The organism is Catenuloplanes japonicus (assembly GCF_000717135.1).
GTDB classification, from domain to species: domain Bacteria; phylum Actinomycetota; class Actinomycetes; order Mycobacteriales; family Micromonosporaceae; genus Catenuloplanes; species Catenuloplanes japonicus.
Window position 1 is genome coordinate 168059 of the sequence record NZ_JNXY01000016.1, and the last position, 20205, is coordinate 188263.

18 protein-coding genes are annotated in these 20205 nt (G+C 71.3%); 8 read left to right on the forward strand and 10 right to left on the reverse strand.

Annotated features, from left to right (window positions below):
* Positions 1–16: 16 nt before the first annotated feature.
* Positions 17–676, reverse strand: coding sequence for a TetR/AcrR family transcriptional regulator (locus tag OP04_RS22695; RefSeq protein ID WP_063746662.1), 660 nt, complete (start codon positions 674–676; stop codon positions 17–19).
* Between the two features lie 110 nt (positions 677–786).
* Here OP04_RS22695 and OP04_RS22700 point away from each other — a divergent pair, with 110 nt between their 5' ends.
* From OP04_RS22700 to OP04_RS22710, 3 genes are all read left to right on the forward strand, one after another.
* On the forward strand, positions 787–1758 hold the full coding sequence (locus OP04_RS22700) for a 2-dehydropantoate 2-reductase (protein ID WP_033341794.1): 972 nt from the start codon (positions 787–789) through the stop codon (positions 1756–1758).
* 140 nt (positions 1759–1898) lie between these two features.
* On the forward strand, positions 1899–2480 hold the full coding sequence (locus tag OP04_RS22705) for a TetR/AcrR family transcriptional regulator (RefSeq protein ID WP_198153937.1): 582 nt from the start codon (positions 1899–1901) through the stop codon (positions 2478–2480).
* Positions 2477–2878 carry a DUF6069 family protein gene (locus tag OP04_RS22710; protein WP_063746663.1) on the forward strand — a complete coding sequence of 134 codons (402 nt, stop codon included), beginning with the start codon at positions 2477–2479 and terminating at the stop codon, positions 2876–2878. The genes OP04_RS22705 and OP04_RS22710 overlap by 4 nt, the downstream gene beginning before the upstream one ends.
* 154 nt (positions 2879–3032) lie before the next feature.
* Here OP04_RS22710 and OP04_RS22715 read toward each other — a convergent pair whose 3' ends face one another.
* Complete coding sequence (locus tag OP04_RS22715; RefSeq protein WP_051798690.1) at positions 3033–3833, reverse strand: GNAT family N-acetyltransferase; 801 nt, start codon at positions 3831–3833, stop codon at positions 3033–3035.
* A 161-nt stretch (positions 3834–3994) separates the two neighbouring features.
* Between OP04_RS22715 and OP04_RS22720 the strand changes: the two genes are divergently transcribed.
* On the forward strand, positions 3995–4474 hold the full coding sequence (locus OP04_RS22720) for a hypothetical protein (RefSeq protein ID WP_033341796.1): 480 nt from the start codon (positions 3995–3997) through the stop codon (positions 4472–4474).
* Positions 4475–4487: 13 nt separating this feature from the next.
* Positions 4488–5315, forward strand: coding sequence for an SDR family oxidoreductase (locus tag OP04_RS22725; RefSeq protein ID WP_033341797.1), 828 nt, complete (start codon positions 4488–4490; stop codon positions 5313–5315).
* Here OP04_RS22725 and OP04_RS22730 read toward each other — a convergent pair.
* Complete coding sequence (locus OP04_RS22730) at positions 5298–6878, reverse strand: MFS transporter (protein WP_232323695.1); 1581 nt, start codon at positions 6876–6878, stop codon at positions 5298–5300. The two genes, OP04_RS22725 and OP04_RS22730, sit on opposite strands and share 18 nt — an antisense overlap.
* A gap of 125 nt (positions 6879–7003) precedes the next feature.
* Between OP04_RS22730 and OP04_RS49985 the strand changes: the two genes are divergently transcribed.
* Positions 7004–9298: a putative bifunctional diguanylate cyclase/phosphodiesterase gene (locus tag OP04_RS49985; protein WP_085066683.1), complete on the forward strand. Its 2295-nt coding sequence runs from the start codon at positions 7004–7006 to the stop codon at positions 9296–9298.
* A 106-nt stretch (positions 9299–9404) separates the two neighbouring features.
* On the forward strand, positions 9405–11024 hold the full coding sequence (locus OP04_RS22740; RefSeq protein ID WP_033341799.1) for a methyl-accepting chemotaxis protein: 1620 nt from the start codon (positions 9405–9407) through the stop codon (positions 11022–11024).
* Positions 11025–12106: 1082 nt separating this feature from the next.
* Here OP04_RS22740 and urtE read toward each other — a convergent pair.
* The 7 genes from urtE to OP04_RS22775 form a co-directional block, all read right to left on the reverse strand.
* Positions 12107–12805 (reverse strand): urea ABC transporter ATP-binding subunit UrtE, encoded by a 699-nt coding sequence (gene urtE / locus OP04_RS22745; RefSeq protein WP_033341800.1) that lies wholly within the window; start codon positions 12803–12805, stop codon positions 12107–12109.
* On the reverse strand, positions 12802–13557 hold the full coding sequence (urtD, locus tag OP04_RS22750; RefSeq protein ID WP_033341801.1) for an urea ABC transporter ATP-binding protein UrtD: 756 nt from the start codon (positions 13555–13557) through the stop codon (positions 12802–12804). Before urtD ends, urtE begins: the two co-directional genes overlap by 4 nt.
* A complete protein-coding gene (urtC, locus tag OP04_RS22755; RefSeq protein ID WP_232323696.1) occupies positions 13554–14756 on the reverse strand; it encodes an urea ABC transporter permease subunit UrtC in 1203 nt (400 codons plus the stop codon). Before urtC ends, urtD begins: the two co-directional genes overlap by 4 nt.
* A gap of 17 nt (positions 14757–14773) precedes the next feature.
* Positions 14774–15619 carry an urea ABC transporter permease subunit UrtB gene (gene urtB, locus OP04_RS22760; protein WP_232323697.1) on the reverse strand — a complete coding sequence of 282 codons (846 nt, stop codon included), beginning with the start codon at positions 15617–15619 and terminating at the stop codon, positions 14774–14776.
* A complete protein-coding gene (gene urtA, locus OP04_RS22765; protein ID WP_033341802.1) occupies positions 15619–16836 on the reverse strand; it encodes an urea ABC transporter substrate-binding protein in 1218 nt (405 codons plus the stop codon). Before urtA ends, urtB begins: the two co-directional genes overlap by 1 nt.
* A gap of 187 nt (positions 16837–17023) precedes the next feature.
* Positions 17024–18346, reverse strand: coding sequence for a histidine--tRNA ligase (gene hisS / locus OP04_RS22770; RefSeq protein WP_033341803.1), 1323 nt, complete (start codon positions 18344–18346; stop codon positions 17024–17026).
* Positions 18347–18416: 70 nt separating this feature from the next.
* On the reverse strand, positions 18417–19106 hold the full coding sequence (locus OP04_RS22775; protein ID WP_033341946.1) for an MBL fold metallo-hydrolase: 690 nt from the start codon (positions 19104–19106) through the stop codon (positions 18417–18419).
* 218 nt (positions 19107–19324) lie between these two features.
* Here OP04_RS22775 and OP04_RS22780 point away from each other — a divergent pair, with 218 nt between their 5' ends.
* Positions 19325–20185 (forward strand): peptidylprolyl isomerase, encoded by an 861-nt coding sequence (locus tag OP04_RS22780; protein WP_033341804.1) that lies wholly within the window; start codon positions 19325–19327, stop codon positions 20183–20185.
* The last annotated feature ends 20 nt before the right edge of the window (positions 20186–20205 follow it).

The following is a 20205-nucleotide window of genomic DNA, read 5'->3' on the forward strand; positions in this document are numbered from 1 at the left end:
CGGCCGGGCCTTTTCGTCAACTGAAGATCGCGCGCGGAATGACCGCCGGCGGTACGCCGAACGTGCGCAGCAACGCCTCGGTCAAATGGTCGGCTGCGGTCTTCTCGCTCCAGCCGAGCGTGCCGGTGAGGTCGATCACCACGCGCTCGTCGAAGATCGTCACCCACATCAGCACCGCGAACCGGACGTCCTGCTGCGGCAGCCGCCCGCGGGTCATCGCGGTCTCGACCAGCCGGGCGAGCCGGTCGTAGAGCCCGCCGATGAACGGGTCCTCCACATTGCGCCTGGCCAGCAGCCCACGCGGCGATCTCATGTGGACGGCGGCGGCGCCCCAGCGGGTGGCCTGCGCGACCCATTCGTGGCAGAGCACGCGGATGTCGGAGATCGGGTCGTCGCCGACCGGCAGTCCGTCGAACGCGTCCAGCAGGTCGCCCATCAGGTCGGCGAAGTAGGCGTCGACCGCGCTGCCGGTGTCGGAGAAGTTGCGGTAGGCGGTGGCGGTGGAGATCCCGGCGCGTTCGGCGGCCTCGGCGAGCGGGAACTCGGTCCCGCGCTCGGCGATCAGCTCTCCCACGGCCGTGAGCAGCGCGGACCGGCGTTGCCGCGCATCGCTGCGGCGGGGCCGCTCATCCTCTTCGGCCGCGCCGGACCGGGCTCGTCCAGTTGGCAGCGACATGTCCGGGATTGTACGCGCGCGGTCGCCATGTCCCTGTAATGAGCCCGCAACCAAGATCGTGCACACTGCCTAAGTGAGAAAATCTTCTCACTTGTACGGGAGGCAGGTCCATGTCCACGAGACACACCCGCGTCGCGGTTATCGGTGCCGGAGCGGTCGGCCTGGTGGTCGCGGAGGCGGCACACGATGCCGGCCACGACGTCGTGCTGTGCGCGCGCACCCGGCCCGAGCGGCTGGTCATAGAGCGGTCCGACAGCGTTCGCGAACTCGACATACCGGTGCTGGTCGACCCGGGCGAGGCCCATACCGCCGACTGGGTGCTGCTGGCCACGAAGGCGCAGGACGTCGCCGGTGCCGCCGCCTGGTTCGACGGCCTGATCGGCCCGGAGACCACGGTGGTCGTGCTGCAGAACGGCGTCGACCACGCGGAGCGCGTCGGCCCGCTGCTGCCGGCCGGCGCCACGCTGCTGCCCGCGCTGGTCTACGTCGCCGCCGAGCTGCTGGAGCGCGGCCACGTGCTGCACCGCAAGGGCGCGCGGCTGACCGTGCAGGGCTGCCCGGACACCGCCGGGCCCGAGTCGTTCGCCGCGTTCGACGCGCCGGCCGCCACGCCCGCCGCGTCCACCGCCGGCGACCTGCCCGGCGAGCGCTTCGCGGCGCTGCTGGCCGGCTCCGGGCTCGCGGTCGAGCAGGTGGCGGACTTCCGCACCGCGGCCTGGCGCAAGCTGCTCACCAACGCCGGGGCGAACCCGGTCACCGCGCTCACGCTGCAGCGGATGGCCGTGATCCAGCAGGAGGAGGCGGTCCGCACGCTGACCCGCGCGCTGCTGCACGAGGCCGTGGCCGTGGGCGTGGCCGAGGGAGCGGCGCTGACCGTGGACGACGTGGCGCGCACGTTCGACATGTACGACTCGTTCGGCCCGAACGACGGCACCTCGATGCTCTACGACCGCGCCGGCGGCCGCGCGACCGAGCACGAGCTGATCACGGGCGCGGTCGTGCGCCTGGGCGACCAGCACGGCGTCGACGTGCCGCTGAACCGCGCGATCCTGGCGCTGATGCGAGGCCTGAACCACAAGTAGGACGAGCCGCGCGCCTCGACGGTGCGCGGCTTTTTCTTGCCCTCTTGAATGAGTGAGCACTCACTCATATGCTGGACCGCATGACGCCACCCGGTGAACGGCGGCGCGCACCGGCGATGAGCCCGGAGCAACGTCGCGAAATGATCATCAGAACGACCATGCCGCTGGTCGCGGAGTTCGGCGCGAAGGTGACCACCGCACAGGTGGCCCGCGCGGCCGGGATCGCGGAGGGCACCATCTTCCGCGTCTTCGCCGACAAGGACGATCTGATCCACGCCTGCGTGGCCGAGGCACTGCAGCCGGACTCGGTGCATGCCGACATCGCGGCGATCGACCTGGACCAGCCGCTCGCGGACCGCCTGGTCGAGGCCGCCGAGGCGCTGAGCGCCTACGTGCAGCGCATCGGCACGATCTCCGGCGCGCTGCATGCCACGGGCTTCCGCGCGGGCCGCAGCGGCGATGCGGACTGCCGGCCGCGGCCCCAGGGCGGCCGGGCGCAGGTCATGGCGGAGACGTCCGCCGTGCTGGCCGACCTGTTCGCGCCCGAGGCGGCGGGCGGGACACTGCGCCGCCCGGCCGCGGAGCTGGCGGCCGCGTTCTTCGGCATGCTCACCGTCGTCCAGCGCGGTGACCTGCCCGCGTTCGGCGACGGCCCGCCGTCCGCTGCAGCAATAGTCGACCTCTTTCTCTATGGCGCCATCTCTCGGGAGGAAAAATCATGAAAAAAGCGTTGATAGCAGTGGCGGCGGCCGCGCTCGGGCCCGCGGTGCTCTGGCTGGTGGTCGCCGGGCTCGGCGGTCACTCGCTCACCGCCACATCCCCCGAGGGCGAGACCATCGAGCTGACGCTCGGCTTCATCACGCTCGTCGCGCTGGTCTTCGCGCTGCTCGGCTGGGGCTTCCTGGCGCTGCTGCGCCGCCTGCTCCCCCGCCGTGCCACGCTGATCTGGACGATCGTGGGCACGGCCCTGCTGCTGGTCTCGTTCGTCCCGCTGACCGGCGAGATGTCCACCGCCACCCGGCTGACCCTCGGCGCGATGCACCTGCTGGTCGCGATCCCGCTCTTCGCCCTTGCGCTCCGCCGCACCTCACCCCGCACCGCGGTCGCTCCGGCCCACTGAGCTGCGAGGGCGGCGCAGCCGCCACCGAAGCGTCAGGCTGCGACCGGCCCCGAAGCCATTTTTACCGAAATTTCGGGCGCGGAGCGCCCGCCCGGAAGAAAGGCGGCCCACCACCCGATCGCGACAGGCCGCCCGGCACGAACGCAGCGAGACGTCAGGCCCGCCACATCCAGTTCTGCTGCTCGTACTGCACGTGGAAGCCCGCCGACCGCATGTTGTCCAGCGACGGATTCCGCGACCCCTCCCGCGGGATCCACGTCGACGCGAACACGTGCGTGCACCCGTGCTGCGCCGCCTCGGACAACCGGCGCGCCAGCAGCGCGCTCTGCCCGCCCCGCCCGCGGTACTCCGGCAGCGTCGCCCCGCCGAACATCATGGCCAGCTCCCCGGAGACGGCCAGCACCCCGGTCGACACGATCGCGTCGCCGGACCGCGCGGCCCACGCGTCGAAGTGACTCATCAGCCCGGCTATATCGTCCTCGTCGAAGGTCAGCCCGCGCGCCAGCACGTACATCGCCTCGGCCTTCGACGAGGCCGTGACCGGCGCGATCGTCAGCGCGGTCTCGGCCGGCGGCACCACCGCGGCCGCGCGGGCCAGCTTCACCTTCGGCGCACCCGGCGTCAGCCCGAACCGGGCGCAGATCTCCGCCCAGTCCGGTGGCAGCAGCGGCGGCGCGATCTGCAGCCCGGTCTCGGCGACGCCGTGCGCGCGGAAGAAGGCGATCATCTCGCCGACCAGGTCCGCCGTGACCGGCCCGTCGACGCCGAGCCCGACCGCGCGCGTCCAGAAGCTCTGCTCGGCGCCGGGCGCGCAGATCACGGTCGCGCCGCCGATCGTCGCGGCGGCCAGTCCCAGCCGGGCGGCGGTGGCCGCGGACGCACCGGCGGCCACGTCCCGGTAGGTGTGTGCCTCGGCGGTCTCCGAGGCGATGGCGAGATCCCGTTCCGAACCCATGATCCGGACCGTACCGGCGCGCGAATGACAACCGATAACCATGATCCTCAGTCACCGCCCGTTACGCGGAGCGCGACGGCGCGGGCCTCGTTCGGATGAACGGCGGCCGGGCGACCGAGCGGCGACCGATTCGCGAACGATACTCATGGTTAGATCCGCCCATGGTCCAGCCTCGCGGTCTCCCACCGGCCGCGGTCCTGGCCACCTCGGTGCTGCTCTGCGCCGGCGGCGGCCTCACTCTCGCGTTCGGGCTCTCCGGCGACGCGATGGGCAGCGTGCTCCCATCCTGGGCGCTGGTCCCCTACGGTGTGCTCTACCTCGTGCTGGCCTGGGCCGTTCTCCGTGGTCACGGCTGGGGTCGCGTGCTCCTGCTGATGCTGTGCGCGATCGGCGTGGGCCTGGCCGGCGCACGCATGGTCAACGACGGCGTGCTGGCGGGGATGCCGAGCCTGGGCTGGCCGATCATCTACGCCGCGCTGGTGAGCATGCCGAGCGCGCAGGCCTGGTTCCGCGGCGCGCCGGAGTCGGCCGAGGACGCGTTCTTCGACCCGCTGCGCGGCCCTCGGGAAGAATCTCGAAACCCCACGAACCAGGACGATTCACGGGTACGACGTGAGCACTCCGACGACTCCGAAGAGTGACACCATACGAGGCATGATCGAGATTGCGGTGACCGGCGCGACCGGCCACATCGGCGGCACGGTGGCCCGGCGGCTGTCCGCCCACGGCGTACCCCTGCGGCTTGTCGTCCGTGATCCCGGACGCGCGCCGGCCCTGCCCGGTGCCACCGCGGTCGCGGCCGGATACGGCGACCGGGACGCGTGCGAGCGGGCGCTGCGGGGCGTGCGGACCGTGCTGATGGTCTCCGCCGCGGAGGCGCCGGACCGGCTCGCGCAGCATCGCGCGTTCATCGACGCGGCCGCCGCCGCGGGCGTACACCATCTGGTCTATGTCTCGTTCTTCGGCGCTTCCGCGGACGCGACGTTCACGCTGGCCCGCGACCACCACGCCACCGAGGAGCATCTGCGCGCGTCCGGCCTGGCCTTCACCGCGCTGCGGGACAACCTCTACGCGGACTTCCTGCCGGAGCTCGCCGGTCCGGACGGCGTGATCCGCGGCCCGGCCGGCGACGGACGGGTGGCCGCGGTGGCGCGCGACGACGTGGCCGCGTGCGCCGTGGCCGTGCTGCGCGCGCCCGACCGGCACGAGAACCACGTCTACGGCCTGACCGGTCCGGAGGCGCTCACGCTGACCGAGGTGGCCGCGATCGTCTCGGAGCGGACCGGGCGCACGGTCTCCTACCTGCCCGAGACGGTCGAGGAGGCCTACGCCTCGCGGGCCGGGTACGGCGCGCCGGACTGGCAGCTGGACGCGTGGGTGTCGACCTACACCGCGATCGCGGCCGGCGAACTGGCCGAGGTGACCGGCGACGTGGAACTGCTGACCGGCCGCCCGGCGACGCCGCTACGGGAGCTGCTGTGAGGGCGTGGCCGCCAGCAGGTGACTGATCTCGGGCGGGCCGTCCGCGAGCGCGCGGGCCCGCTCGTCCGCGGCCCGGTCCGCGCCGGTCAGCCGCCCGTCGTGCTGGCGCAGGTGCTCGGCCCAGGACGCGACCAGGTAGACCTCCAGGAACGTGCCGGGCGCGGCGCCGTCCCGGAACAGCCCCCAGCGGTACGCGCCGGTGCGCTGCACGGACCGGCGCACGCCCTGCATCGCCTCGACGAACGCGGCCTCGTTCTCCGGCGCGACCCGGTACCGCGCGGTGACCAGCACCGGGCCGGTGCGCAGGTCCGGCTCCAGCGTCAGGTGCGGCTCCGGCCAGAACACGGCCGGCTGCCGGTCCATGTGCCGCGTGTCGATCAGCGCCCAGAACCGCAGCGAGAGCGCGCCGGCCAGCATCAGCACGGCCGCGGTGGCGAGCGCGACCGGCAGGCCCGCCGCGTCCGCCAGCAGGCCCCAGGCGAGCGCGGGCAGCGCCTGGGCACCGGAGATGACGATCTGGTAGATCGCCATGCCGCGGGCGCGCACCCAGCCGGGCAGGAACAGCTGCATGGACGCGTTGATCGTCGACAGCACCGCGACCCAGGCGAGACCGGCCGGGAGCAACGCGATCATCACCAGCGCCGGGACGCGCACCAGGCCGAGCACGGCCAGCACGCCCGCGTAGAGCACGCCGGCCGCGAACAGCATCTGGTTGTTGGAGACCCGGCCGCGGATCGGGGCCAGCAGGAACGCGCCCGCGACCGCGCCGACACCGAGCACGGCGAGCATCAGGCCGTACCCGCCGGAGCCGAACCCGAGCCGCTGACTCGCGACCAGCGGGAGCAGCGCCCACAGCGCGCTGCCGGGCGCGATGAACAGCACCGAGCGCAGCAGGATGCGGCGGACCACCGGTGAGTGGCGCACGTACCGGCTGCCGGCCCGGACCGCGGACGCGAACGGCTCCGGCGTGGCGGGCGCGCTCGACGTTGCCGGACGCCAGGCCGCGAGCACGGCCGCGAACAGCACGAACGTCAGCGCGTTGATGCCGAACACCACGGCCGCGCCCGCCTGGGCGATCAGCAGGCCGGCCACCGCGGGCCCGACCGCGCGGGCCACGTTGATGCTGATCGAGCCGAGCGCGGACGCGGAGACCAGCTGGTCGCGCGGGACCAGGTCCGGGATGAGCGCCTGCACGGCCGGGAGCGTGAGCGCCTGCCCGGCGCCGAGCGCGAACGTGAATGTCAGCAGCAGCGCCGGGTGGAGGTCGCCGAGCGCGGTGAGCAGCGTGAGCAGGCCGCCGACGACCGCGAGCCCGGTCTGCACGGCCAGCAGCAGCCGCCGCCGGTCCATGCTGTCCGCGAGCGCGCCGGACGGCAGCGCGAGCAGGAAGATCGGGAGCAGGCTGGCGGTCTGCACGAGCGCGACCAGCGTCGACGCGTTCGGCTCGGAGACCAGCAGCCACTGCGCGCCGACCGTCTGCATCCACAGCCCGATGTTGCTGACCAGGACCGCGAGCCAGAGATTGCGGTAGACCGCGATGCGCAGCGGGGCAGTGATCGGCACGCCGCAGTGTATGCCCGGAACATTCCCTCAGCAGTGCGTCAGCACCGCCCCTGATCCCTCAGCAGCGCCGGGTCCGCGCCGAAAGGGCAGCCACTACCCCCGGCACGCCTACCAGGAGCGACGACATGGCCCTTCGCCTGCGGCCCGGCTTGTCGATGATCCCGCTGCTGGTCGTCGCGCTGGCCTGGGTGACGGTGATGACCCGGCACGCGCTCGGCCATCTCACCGAGCCCGGCGTGCTGTTCCGCGTCGGCATGGTGCTCGGCGTGCTGCTGGCCGCCGTGTGCAGCTGGCTCGCGGTCGCCCGCGCCCCGCAGCCGTCCCGCCGCGCCTGGCGGTGGATGGCCGCGGCCTGGACGGTGCTGGCCGTCCCGTCGATCGGGTTCGAGGCGCTGTACGCGGTCGGCGTGGCGCCGTCCTGGGCTCCGGCCGTCGCCCAGATCTGCCGGATGCTGTGGGCGCCGCTGATGCTGGCCGGCGTGCTGTCGTTCCCGATGCGGCCGCTGTCCGGGCGGGAGCGGCTGAAGTTCGCCGCGGACGTCACCACCGTGGTCGGCGGCGGCTTCATGCTGATGTGGTACTTCCTGATCGGCCCGATGCTGGCCACCGGCGGCATCGGCTGGCGCGGCCTGATCGGGATCGGCCTGCCGCTGACCGACCTGGCGCTGCTGTTCGGCGTGTGCACACTGCTCCTGCGCAGCGGCGTCACCGCGCTGTGGCACCCCGCGACCGCGCTGCTGGCCGGCCTGGTCGTGTTCCTCGCCGCGGACCTGTACTGGTGCTACGACGCGGTCAACGACTCGATCCACGTCACCACGAGCGGGTGGCGCGAGGTCCCCACGCTCCTGATGATCACCGGGGTGTTCCTGATGGCGACCGCGGCCGCGGCGCAGGTCGCCCGTGCCACGAACGGCCGCCCGCCCACCGGCGACCGGCTGATGCGCGCCGCCACGCAGCTGCCCTACCTGGCACTCTCCATCGGGTACGCGCTGCTGCTCGCCGCCACGGCCGAGGACGGCCGCCTCTACCCCTGGGGCGGGCTGGTGGCCGGCGTGATCGTGATGACCGGCGCGGTCGCGGCCCGGCAGATCATCGCCATGCGGGAGAACCACGAGCTGGTGGTCAGCGACGCGCTGACCGGCCTGGCGAACCGCGTGCGCCTGCGCAGCAGCCTGGACACGGCCGTGCGCCGGGCCGCCACGCACGGCGAGGTCTCCGCCATGCTGATCATCGACCTGGACGGGTTCAAGCAGATCAACGACGTGCGCGGCCACGAGACCGGCGATGCGCTGCTCTGCGCGTTCTCGGACGTACTGCGGCAGTGCGTGCGGCAGTCGGACACGGCCGGGCGGCTCGGCGGCGACGAGTTCGCGGTGGTGCTGCACAAGGTCGGCGACGCGGATCAGGCGGCCGTGGTCGCGCGCCGCATCCTGGACGCGATCGCCCGGGACCTCATGATCGACGGCGTGCCGGCCCGGCTCGGCGCCAGCATCGGCATCTCGCTGACCACCCCCACCGACCCCGCCAACGTGGTACGACACCGCGCCGACATGGCCATGTACCAGGCAAAACGCCGGGGCGGCCGCCGCTTCGAGCTCTACACCGAGGGCTTCGAGGACCTGGCCGCGGCCGAGAACGCGCTCGCGGAGGAGCTCGGCGGCGCGGTCGGCTCCGGCCAGCTGCGCGTCTTCTACCAGCCGATCGTGGCCCTGGAGACCGGCGAGGTGACCTCGGTCGAGGCGCTGGTCCGCTGGCAGCACCCGGAGCGCGGCCTGGTCTCGCCGGATCGGTTCATCCCGCTGGCCGAGCAGACCGGCGCGATCGAGAAGATCGGCCTCTACGTGCTGGAGGAGGCGTGCCGGCAGGTCGCCGCGTGGCAGCGGCTGCCCGGACGGCAGCACCTGCGCGCCAGCGTCAACGTCTCACCGCGCCAGCTGGCCCAGCCGGACCTGGTGGAGCGCGTCGCCGACGTGCTGGAGCGCACCGGCCTGAGCCCGCGCGACCTGGTGCTGGAGCTGACCGAGAACGCGCTGGTCGACGACAACTCGCGGGTGGCCCGGCTGGAGGCGCTGCGCGGGCTCGGCATCCGGATCGCGCTGGACGACTTCGGCACCGGATACTCGTCGCTGCGCTACCTGACCCGGCTGCCGGTGGACATCCTCAAGCTGGACCGCTGCTTCGTCTCCGAGCTGAACGGCGAGGCCGAGGGCTCCGCGGTCGCGGAGGCCGTGATCCGGCTCAGCCAGATCCTGCACCTGGACACCGTGGCCGAGGGCGTCGAGACGGCCGCGCAGGCCACCGAGCTGACGCTGCTCGGCTGCCGGACCGGCCAGGGCTACCACTACGCGCGCCCGATGCCGGCCGAGGCGCTCGAAGAGCTGATCCACACCACGCCGGTGCTCGGCACGGCCCGCCCGTAGGCCCGGTTGCACCGAAAAAGCACCCGGAAACGACCCAAAACCATAAGGCGACTCTGTCAGCGGTCGATTGCACGGGTGTAGTCGGTTCCGATACGGGAGATGACAGATGAGCACTGAGGCCCCCTCGGCCGCACGGCGCGGCGGCCCGGCACGCTGGTTCACCGACCGGGGCGTGAACGGGAAGATCCTCTCCGCCGTCGCCGTCGCCGCGATCGCCGCCGGGGCGATCGGCGTCACCGGCTTCGTGCAGCTCGACTCCGTCTCGGACAAGGCTCAGACGCTCTACGCGGACAACGTGCAGCCGCTCACCACGCTGTCCACGCTGCAGCGCGACTTCCAGGCCTGGCGCGCCCGCGTCCTGGAGTACGGCGGCGCGAACGCCGAGACCCGGGCGAAGCTGCTGACCGAGATCAGCGACCGGGTCACGAAGATCGGCAACGGCGTGACCGCCTACGAGCCGGCCGCGGTCGACCCGGACGCGATGCCCTCGTTCGAGGCAGACTTCCAGAAGCTCCAGGACATCGCGACCGGCACGCTCATCCCGCTGGCGGACCGCGGCCAGACCGCCCAGTTCTTCACCGAGTACCGGACCCAGCTGCTGCCGTTGATGACCGACGCCAGCGACGCGATCGAGGCGGAGAACCTGGCCGAGGCCGAGCAGGCCAAGTCCCGCGCGCACGACGGCGCCGCCACCGCGGCCACCGGCAAGCGCACGCTGCTCATCGTGGGCATCGTCGGCATCCTGCTCGCGCTGGCGCTCGGCATCTGGGTCGCCCGGCAGATCGTCGGCCCGCTGGCGCGCGTGAAGCGCTCACTGACCCACATGGCCGACGGCGACCTGACCGTCGAGCCCGAGGTCGACGGCCGCGACGAGGTCGGCCAGATGGCCGAGGCGCTCACCCGCGCGCTGCGCCAGACCCGCGAGGTGGTCGCGTCCGTCGGCTCCGCCTCCCACAGCCTGGCCGCCGCCGCCGAGGAGACGTCGGTCATCGCGAACCAGATCGCCAAGAACGCGGAAGAGGCCTCCACCCAGGCCAAGGTCGTCTCCGCCGCCTCCGAGGAGGTCTCCCAGGGCGTGACCACGGTCGCCGCCGGCTCCGAGGAGATGGGCGCCGCCATCGGCGAGATCGCCCAGAGCGCCAACAACGCCGCCGAGGTCGCCGGCCAGGCCGTCGCCGTCGCCGAGACCACGAACCAGACCATCGCCACCCTCGGCGAGTCGTCCCGCCAGATCGGCGACGTCATCAAGGTCATCACCGCGATCGCCGAACAGACCAACCTCCTGGCCCTCAACGCCACCATCGAGGCCGCCCGCGCCGGCGAGGCCGGCAAGGGCTTCGCCGTCGTCGCCACCGAGGTCAAGGATCTGGCCCAGGAGACCGCCCGCGCCACCGAGGACATCTCCCGCCGCGTCGAGGCCATCCAGGCCGACAGCAACCAGGCCGTCACCGCCATCCAGGAGATCGCCGAGGTCATCGGCCGCATCAACGACTACACCACCACCATCGCCTCCGCCGTCGAGGAACAGTCCGCCACGACCGCCGAGATGAACCGCAACGTCGCCGAGGCCGCCAGCGCCACCGGCCAGATCAGCGCCAGCATCGACAACGTCGCCGAGAACGCCCGCATCACCGCCGAGTCCGTCGCCGACGCCCAGCGCTCCGCCGCCGAGCTCTCCCGCATGTCCACCCAGCTCCAGACCACCGTCTCCCGCTTCACCTACTGATCACCTCAGGGCCTCGCCGATCCGGCGGGGCCCCTTCCCCCTTGCCACGCGCCGCCGCGCACCCGGACCTGATCACCCGGCTGGTACTCGCCGAAGCACGATCGGCGGGCCTGGATGAGGGTCCCGGCGCGCGGGCAGGGCCTCGGCCAGATCAAAACCAAGATCCAATTCATCGTCCCGCTCCCGGCGTGGTCCGGCCCGTTTGCTCCCGCGGGCAAACCTCGCGGCGGGCTCCGCCTGCGCTCCGCACGCCGCATCGGAGCCGGTCCCGCCGTGGTCCGGGCGAGCCGCGGCCCCGCGGCCGCCCACGCCCTCACCCGCACCCCGGCCTCCCGCCCCGTCTCCGCCTGCGCCTCCCGCCTGCGCCTCCCGCCCGCGTCTCCCGACAGCGCCTCCCGCCTGCGCCTCGCGACAGCCGGGCGCTTCGCGCCCGAAATTTCACTACATAGACGACCTGGGCTGCTTTACATGAGGCCGGGCGACCTTTCTCAGCCGCTCTCCTATTCCAAAATACGAGAGGGTCATTCCATTTTTCGGGATCCAAGATCCTTGCATACGCCACCGCTGTTATTCGGCCCGAATAACAGCGGTGGCGTATGCAAGGATCTTGACCCACCCTGGCGCCCGCCGAAGATGGCGCCCTTTGTTCTTTATGCGCAAGCACAAGAGCGCCCGACCTGCTACCCAAAACAGCAGGTAGATCACCCAACGCGACTTATAACATGAAATTTCGGGCGCGGCAGCGCCCGATGACCGCATGCCGGGCAGACCGGCTCCTGACATGAGGGCCGCGTGCCAGGCCGACCGATCCGTCGCAAGACGGCCGCGTGCCAGGCCGACCGATCCATCGCGAGACGGCCGTGTGCCAGGCCGACCGATCCATCGCAAGACGGCCGCGTACCGGGCTGGCCAGCCCCTCGACAAGACGGCCACGCGCCGAGCAAGCCCCTGACAACCCGCGCTGTTGGAGTGCCTCGTCAGCGGCGAGACCGTACGAGAGCCGGGCAAGCCAGAACATCGGGCGTGACGGTCCGCCACCGCGCGAGCCGCATCCCGGCACGGACGCACGATGACGACGTCGGTCACACGGAAAGGAGGGCGTGCAGAGACTCATCCTGAAGTCCGGCACGAGGCCCGGCCCGCACCACCTCGCCGGCATCGAGGACGACGAAGCGGTCCGCCAGGCGAAGCGCCGTGTCGAGGTACTGCTCGACGAGCAGAATCGCGAGCCCGGCCTCGCTGTGCAGCCGCGCGATCGCCTCCTCGATCTCCACGATGATCGACGGCTGAATGCCCTCCGTCGGCTCGTCGAGCAGCAGCATCCGAGGCCGGGTCACCAGTGCCCGCGCCATCGCGAGCTGCTGTTGCTGCCCGCCGGAGAGAAACCCGGCCCTCCGCTTGAGCAGCCCTCGCAGCGCGGGGAACAGATCGAGTGCCTCGTCCAGCGCGGCCCGGTCACCACCCGGCGCCGCCTCCAGCGTGACCTGCAGGTTCTCGGCCACGGTCAGCTGCGGGAACGTCTCGTGGCCCTGCGGCACGTAGCCCAGGCCGAGCCGTACCCTCTCGTGGGTCTTGAGGTGGCCGATCTCCGCCCCTTCGAACGTGATCGTGCCGGCGCGCGCGGGCAGCACCCCCATGATGGCCTTGAGCAGCGTGGACTTGCCGACACCGTTGCGGCCCATCACGCAGGTCAGCTCACCGCCCGGGGCCTGAAGGTCAACACCGAAGAGCACCTGCGCGCGGCCGTACGCCACGTCGAGCCCCTCCACCACCAGCGTCATACGACCGGCTCCTTCTTCGAGGAGGAACGCCCCAGGTAGACCTCCTGCACACGCGGGTCGGCCTGCACCTCGCCCACCGTCCCCTCGCACAGCAGCCGGCCCTCGTGCAGCACCGTCACCTGGCTGGCGAACCTGCGCAGGAACTCCATGTCGTGCTCGATCACCACCACCGTGTGGTCCTTCGCGACCGCCTGGAGCAGGTGTCCGGTGCGTTCCCGTTCGCCGCGGCTCATGCCGGCCACCGGCTCGTCGAGCAGCAGCAGGCTCGGCCGCTGGACCAGCAGCATGCCGATCTCCAGCCACTGCCGCTGACCGTGCGAGAGCACGCCGGCCGGCCGGTCCGCCAGCGCGTTCAGGCCGGTCGTGTCCAGCACGGCCGCGACCACGCCGGACACGCCGCGCCGGGCCCGCAGCAACGCCGGGAGGCCGCGCCGGAAGGACGCGGCGAGGTCCAGGTTCTCCAGCACGCTCAGTTCCTCGAAGACGACCGAGGTCTGGAAGGTACGCCCGACGCCGAGCCGCACGATCGCGTGCTCACGGCGGCCGACCAGCTCGGTCCCGTTGAACCGCACGGACCCGGAGGCGGGCTTCGTGCGGCCGGTGACCACGTCGATCAGCGTGGTCTTGCCGGCCCCGTTCGGCCCGATGAGGAACCGCAGCTCCCCGGGCTGGACCGTGAAGTCCAGGTCGGTGATCGCCTGGAACCCGTCGAAGACGACGCGCAGCCCCCGCACCTCCAGTTGCCCGCTCACGCCGGCACCTCCCCGCGAGCCGACGAGGGCGCCGGTCCGGACGCAGGCGCCGGCTCCGACGCGGATGAGGTCGTGGACGAGGTCGCCTGCGCGGGTGCCGATGCAGACGCGGCCTTCGGCTCCGGCAGGGACGCCGGTGTGGATGAAAGCCCGCCCGAGCCCGGGAACCGTCGCTCGCGGAACCCGCCGATCCACGACCACCCCGACGAGAACAGCCCGGCCAGCCCGCGCGGCGCCCACAGCATGACCGCGATGAACATCGCCCCCTGCAGGTACGTCCACCCCGACGGGAACGTCTCGCTCAGCCCGGTGCTGGCGTAGTTGTAGAGCACCGCGCCCCCGATCGCGCCGCCGAGCGAGAACCGCCCGCCGATCGCGACCGCCACCAGCATCTCCAGCGACGGCACCACGCCCAGGTCGGCCGGGCCGAGGATGCCGACGACCGGCACGAACAGCGCGCCCGCGATCCCGGCCGTCGCGGCCGACACCGCGTAGACCACGGTCTTGACCACGGCCGGGTCGTAGCCGAGGAATCGCACCCGGTCCTCGCCGTCCCGGATCGCGACCAGCAGCCGGCCGAGGCGGCTGCGGGACAGCTGCCAGGCGGCCAGGAAGACCAGGCCGAGCGCGCCGACGACCAGGTAGTAGACGATCCGCTTCTGCGCGGGGTCGTAGAGGTCGAGGCCGAAGAAGAACTGCACGTTGGTGAGTCCGTTGGTGCCGCCGGTCAGGCCCTGCTGGCCGACGAGCAGGATCACGAACGCGGCCGCGAGCGCCTGGGAGAGCACCGCGAAGTACGCGCCGCGCACCCGCTGCCGGAACACCAACGTGCCGAGCAGGATCGCGACCACGGTGGGCAGCACGACCACCATGGCCAGCGCGAACGCGGGATTGCGGAACGGTGCCCAGAGCGCGGGCAGCGTCTCCACGCCGCTCCACACCATGAAGTCGGGCAGCTGTCCCGGCCCGGCGTCGGTGAGCTTGAGGTGCATGCCCATGGCGTAGCCGCCGAGGCCGAAGAAGACGCCCTGGCCGAGCGTGAGCATGCCGCCGCGGCCCCAGGCCAGGTGGATGCCGACCGCGACGATCGCGTAGCAGAGCCACTTGGCCAGCAGCTCCAGCCGGAACGCCGGGAGCAGCGCCGGCGCGGCCAGCAGCAGCAACCCGGCCAACAGGAAGAAGCTCGTTGTCGTACCCACGAATGATTTTGAATGTGTCATGTCAGGGCCCGGCTGCGCAGCACGAAGAGGCCCTGTGGCCGGAGTTGCAGGAAGGCGACGATCACGGCGAAGACCACCACCTTGGCGAGGCTGGCGTCGGTCCAGAACTCGACGAAACTGTTGAGCACGCCCAGCACGAACGCGGCGATCACGGCGCCGCGCAGCTGGCCGAGGCCGCCCGCGACCACGATCAGGAACGCGTCCACGATGTAGTAGGTGCCGAGCGACGGCCCGACCGGCCCGATCAGCGTGAGCGCCACGCCGGCCACGCCCGCGAGCCCGGAGCCGATCAGGAACGTGAGCTGGTCGACGCGTTCGGTGGCGACGCCGCTGACGGCCGCGAGCTGCCGGTTCTGCATGACCGCGCGCATCCGGCGGCCCTGCTTCATCCGGGTCAGGTAGAGCGAGATCGCGGCCACACAGGCCAGGGCCAGGACCAGAATGAAGATCCGGCTGTACGGGAAGCCGCCGATCCCGCCGGTGAGCCAGGCCGGCGCGGTGACGCCGACGTTGGGCGCGCCGAAGATGTCGCGGGCCAGCTGCTGCAGGATCAGGCTCACGCCGAACGTGAGCAGCAGCGTGTCCAGCGGCCGGCCGTAGAAGCGGCGGATCAGCAGCCGTTCCAGCACGAGCCCGAGCGCGCCCGCGACGGCGAACGCCACGGGCAGCGCCAGGACCACGTTCTGCAGCAGGTACGCCGTGTACGCGCCCACGAGCAGGAACTCCCCGTGGGCCATGTTGATCACGCCCATCTGGCCGAACGTGAACGTCAGCCCGAGCGCGATCAGCAGCAGCACCGCGCCCATGCTGGCGCCGATGAAGAGCTGGTTCAGGACGGCCATCAGCTCAGCCCCGCGGCCCAGTCGTAGCCCTTCAGGTACGGGTCCGGTTTGATCGGCGCCCCGGAGCTCCACACCTCCTTGATCTGGCCGTCCGGCTGCACCAGGCCGATCCGCGCGGTCTTGAACACGTGCTGGTTCTCGCCGTCGATCGTGACCGTGCCCTCGGGCAGGTCCAGCGCGATGCCCTTGGCCGCGGCCTTGACCGGCTCTACCTCGACCGTGCCGGCCTTCTCTGCCGCGGCCGCCCAGAGCTTGACCGCGTTGTAGCCGGCCTCCATCGGGTCGGAGGTGACCTTGTTCGCGCCGTACGTGGCCTTGAACGCGGCCACGAACGCGTCGTTGGTCGCGCCGGTGGTGGTCTGGTAGTAGTTCCAGGCGACCAGGTGGCCGGCGATGTTGTCCGGGCCGATGCCGGCGACCTCCTCCTCGGCCACGCTCACGCTGACCGTGGGCATGGTCTCCGCGGTGATGCCGGCGCCGCGCAGCGACTTGAAGAACGCCACGTTGGAGTCGCCGTTCAGCGTGTTGAAGACCGCGTCCGGCTTGGCCTGCTGCAGCTTGTTGACCACGGTGGAGTACTCGGTGTGGCCGAGCGGCGTGTACTCCTCGCCGACGATCTCCATGCCGTTCGCGGCCGCATAAGCCTTGATGATCTTGTTCGCGGTACGGGGGAAGACGTAATCGCTGCCGACCAGGAAGACCGACTTCTTGCCCTGTTCCTTGAGATAGTCCAGTCCGGGCACGATCTGCTGGTTCGTGGTGGCGCCGGTGTAGAAGATGTACGGCGAGCTCTCCAGGCCCTCGTACTGCACGGGGTACCAGAGCAGCGCCTTGTTGCGCTCGAAGACCGGGAGCATGGCCTTGCGGCTGGCGGACGTCCACCCGCCGAACACCGTGGCGACCTTGTCCTGACTTATCAGCTTCTGTGCCTTCTCGGCGAACGTGGGCCAGTCGGAGGCGCCGTCCTCGACGACCGGCTCCAGCTTCTTGCCCAGCACGCCGCCCTTGGCGTTGATCTCCTCGATGGCGAGCAGCTCCGCGTCCCGGACCGTGACCTCGCTGATCGCCATGGTGCCGCTGAGCGAGTGGAGCACGCCGACCTTGATCGTGTCCCCGCTCGCACCGGCCTCGGACGGGGCGCTACCGACGCACCCGGTGGTGGTGAGCGCGGCGACCAAGCCGACCGCGACCAACGAACCTCGCAGACCTCGTGACATCCGACTGCCCTCTCTGCCGGGTGTGGGTGCAGAGGAAGCTAGGGGCGCCGGATTTCACAGATCTATGAACCTGGATGTCTAGGCGATTAAGGACACCTCACAAGGGACGATTCCCGGTTGTGAGAAGTTGTGCACGAAGAGTAACGGCGCGGCAGATCTTTCTCTGCCGCGCCGCCGGTGCGCGTTATCAGGCGGTGCCGGAGACGATCGGCCGCAGATCCTCCTGCGGCGGCGCCCAGGTGGCCGCGTCCGCGTCGACCTGCTCGCCGGAACGGATGTCCTTGACCGAGCCGGACTCGCCGGGGAACCAGACGTAGGGGATGCCGCGGCGCTCGGCGTAGCGGATCTGCTTGCCGAACTTCGCCGCGCTCGGCGCCACCTCGGTCGGGATTCCGTTGCGGCGCAGCGCGGCCGCGGCCGCCACACTGCGCGGGCGCTCCTCCTCGCTGTTCACCGCGACCAGCACGCACGTCGGCACGGACCTCGACGCGGTGAGCGCGTCGCGGCCGAACAGGATGGCGAGCAGCCGGGTGACACCGATCGAGATGCCGACGCCGGGGAAGACGTCCTTCCCGGCCGTGGCCAGGTTGTCGTACCGGCCGCCGGAGCTGATCGAGCCGAACCGCTCGTAGCCCTCCAGCAGCGTCTCGTAGACCGTGCCGGTGTAGTAGTCGAGGCCGCGCGCGATCCGCAGGTCCGCGACGATCAGGCCGGGCTTCTCCGCGACCGCGGTGTCGACCACCCGGACCAGCTCCTCCAGCCCTTCGTCGAGCAGCGGGTCGCTGACTCCGAGCTGCTTGACCTGGTCGGCGAAGCTGCTGTCCGCGGCCTTGATCTCGGCGAGCTTGAGCACCTGCGTCGCCTGTGCCTCGGACAGACCCTGATTCTTCAGCAGTTCCACGACCTTGGCCGGGCCGATCTTGTCGAGCTTGTCGACCTGGCGCAGCACGTCCTCGGTGCTGTCGATGCCGAGGCCGCGGTAGAAGCCCTCCAGCACCTTGCGGTTGTTCACCTGCACGGTCACCCGCGGGATCGGCAGCCCGGACAGCGCGTCGCCGATCACCAGCGGGATCTCGGCCTCGTAGTGCGCGGGCAGCGTGTCCCGGTCCACGATGTCGATGTCCGCCTGGTAGAACTCGCGGTAGCGGCCCTCCTGCGGCCGCTCCCCCCGCCACACCTTCTGGATCTGGTAGCGACGGAACGGGAACTGCAGCTTGCCCGCGTTCTCAAGGACAAACCGCGCAAAGGGTACGGTCAGGTCGAAGTGCAGACCGAGGGCCGCGTCGGACGTGTCGTTCTCGTCCGCCTGCAGCCGGCGCAGGACGTAGACCTCCTTCGAGGTCTCCCCCTTGCGCAGCAACTGGTCCAGCGGCTCCACCGCGCGCGTCTCCAGCGGCGCGAAGCCGTAGAGCTCGAACGTGCGCCGGACGCGACCGAGGATCTCCTGCTCGATGAGGCGCTGCTGAGGCAGCCACTCCGGGAACCCGGACAGGGGCGTGGGCTTGCTCAAGAAAGTCAGCTTTCTTCCACATAGGGGCGGGTGGTCGGGGCGGCAGCCGGGCTTACGACTCTGGCCCTTACTACAGACCGCGGGACGGCGCTTCCGAGCCGAGTTCGCGAAGGTAAGGGTTGGTGGCGCGCTCGCGCCCGATGGTGGTGGCAGGGCCGTGGCCGGGCAGGACGACGGTGTCGTCGGCGAGCGGGAGAACCTTCTCCCGCAGGCTGGTCAGCATGGAATCCATGCTGCCGCCCGGCAGGTCGGTGCGTCCGATCGAGCCCGCGAAGAGCACATCCCCGGAGAAGCAGATCTCCTCGTCCTGCGCGCCGGGGAGCCGGAACAGCACCGACCCGCCGGTATGGCCCGGTGCGTGGTCGACCGCGATCTCCAGGCCGATCAGGCTCAGCACGGTGCCGTCCATCATCGGCACGACGTCGTCCGGCTCGGCGTATTCCAGGCGGCCGCCGAACAGCGCCCGGTAGTCCATCGACAGGCCCTTGGCCGGGTCGGCCAGCATCTCGCGGTCGGCCGGGTGCACGTAGGCCGGGATGCCGCGCGCGCCGCAGACCGGCGTCACCGAGAACACGTGATCCAGGTGCCCGTGGGTGAGCAGCACGGCCGCGGGCTGCAGGCGATGCTTGGCCAGCAGTTCCTCCAGCCGGTCGACGACGCCGATGCCCGGGTCCACGACCACGCACTGCTCGCCGGGCGCGGTGGCCACCACGTAGCAGTTGGTCCCGAAGGCCTCGGCCGCAAAGCCGTCGACAAGCACGTAACCCTCCAAGGTCTTTCCGGGTCTTCGAGGTCAGCTTATCGGTGGCCGCAATCGAAAAGGAGCGCGGCGCGGGTCACGTCGATGATCTTTGATGGCGTGTCGGCGCTACCTGGGCGTCACTTTCACAGCGGTTGGCCGTACACTACGCCCTCGTGTGGCGTGCCGCACTGTGAGTGCGACCAGCCCCGGCGGACTGTGACAGGGAGATAGGACTCGTGGCTTCCAGCAAGTCTCGGCAGCGCAAGCTCGCGCGCGCGAAGCTCGATCGGCAGATGGCGCGTCGGGCGGCCAGGGAGCGCCGCAGGCGCCAGGTCGGAGCGGCCACCGCCATCGGCCTCGTGCTGGTGGTCGCCGCGGGCCTGACGATGTGGGGCCTGGGCGTCTTCGACTCCAAGCCGGACACGACCGAGGCGAGCGGCGAGTCCTGCGCCTGGACCAGCCAGTCTGCGGCCGACTCCAGCAAGGACGTGGGCCAGCCGTCGACGGAGAACATCCCGTCCGAGGGCACCCGGCCGGCGACGCTGACGTTCAACGCGCTCGCGCCGGTCACCGCCTCGCTGAACATCACGGACGCGCCCTGCTCCGTGGCCAGCTTCACGTACCTGGCGGGCCGCAACTACTTCGACAACACGAAGTGCACGGAGATCACCGAGGAGGGTGCGCTGCACTGCGGCGACATCACCGGTGACGGGCTGGGCGGGCCGACGTACACGTACTGGGACGAGAACATCCCGGCCGCGACGAACCCCTCGGCGCCGCCGTCGGGCGACGTCCCTCCGGCGTACCCGGCCGGCACGATCGCGCTGACCTCGCCCACCCCGGGCAGCAACGGCAGCCAGTTCCTCATCTTCTTCAAGGACTTCAACCCGGCGACGCCGGCGTACCCGATCATCGGGTCCGTCGCGACCGGCCTGGAGACGGTCCAGGAGATCGGCGCGATGGAGACCGTCGCCAACGACGCCGGCAAGACCGTGGTGCCGAAGTCCGACGTGCTCATCACGTCGCTGACGGTCGGCGAGGTCGGCGCCACCGCCGCACCCGCCGCGCCTGTCTCCTCGGCATCCACAGCTTCCTGACCTACTCTGACCTTTATTCC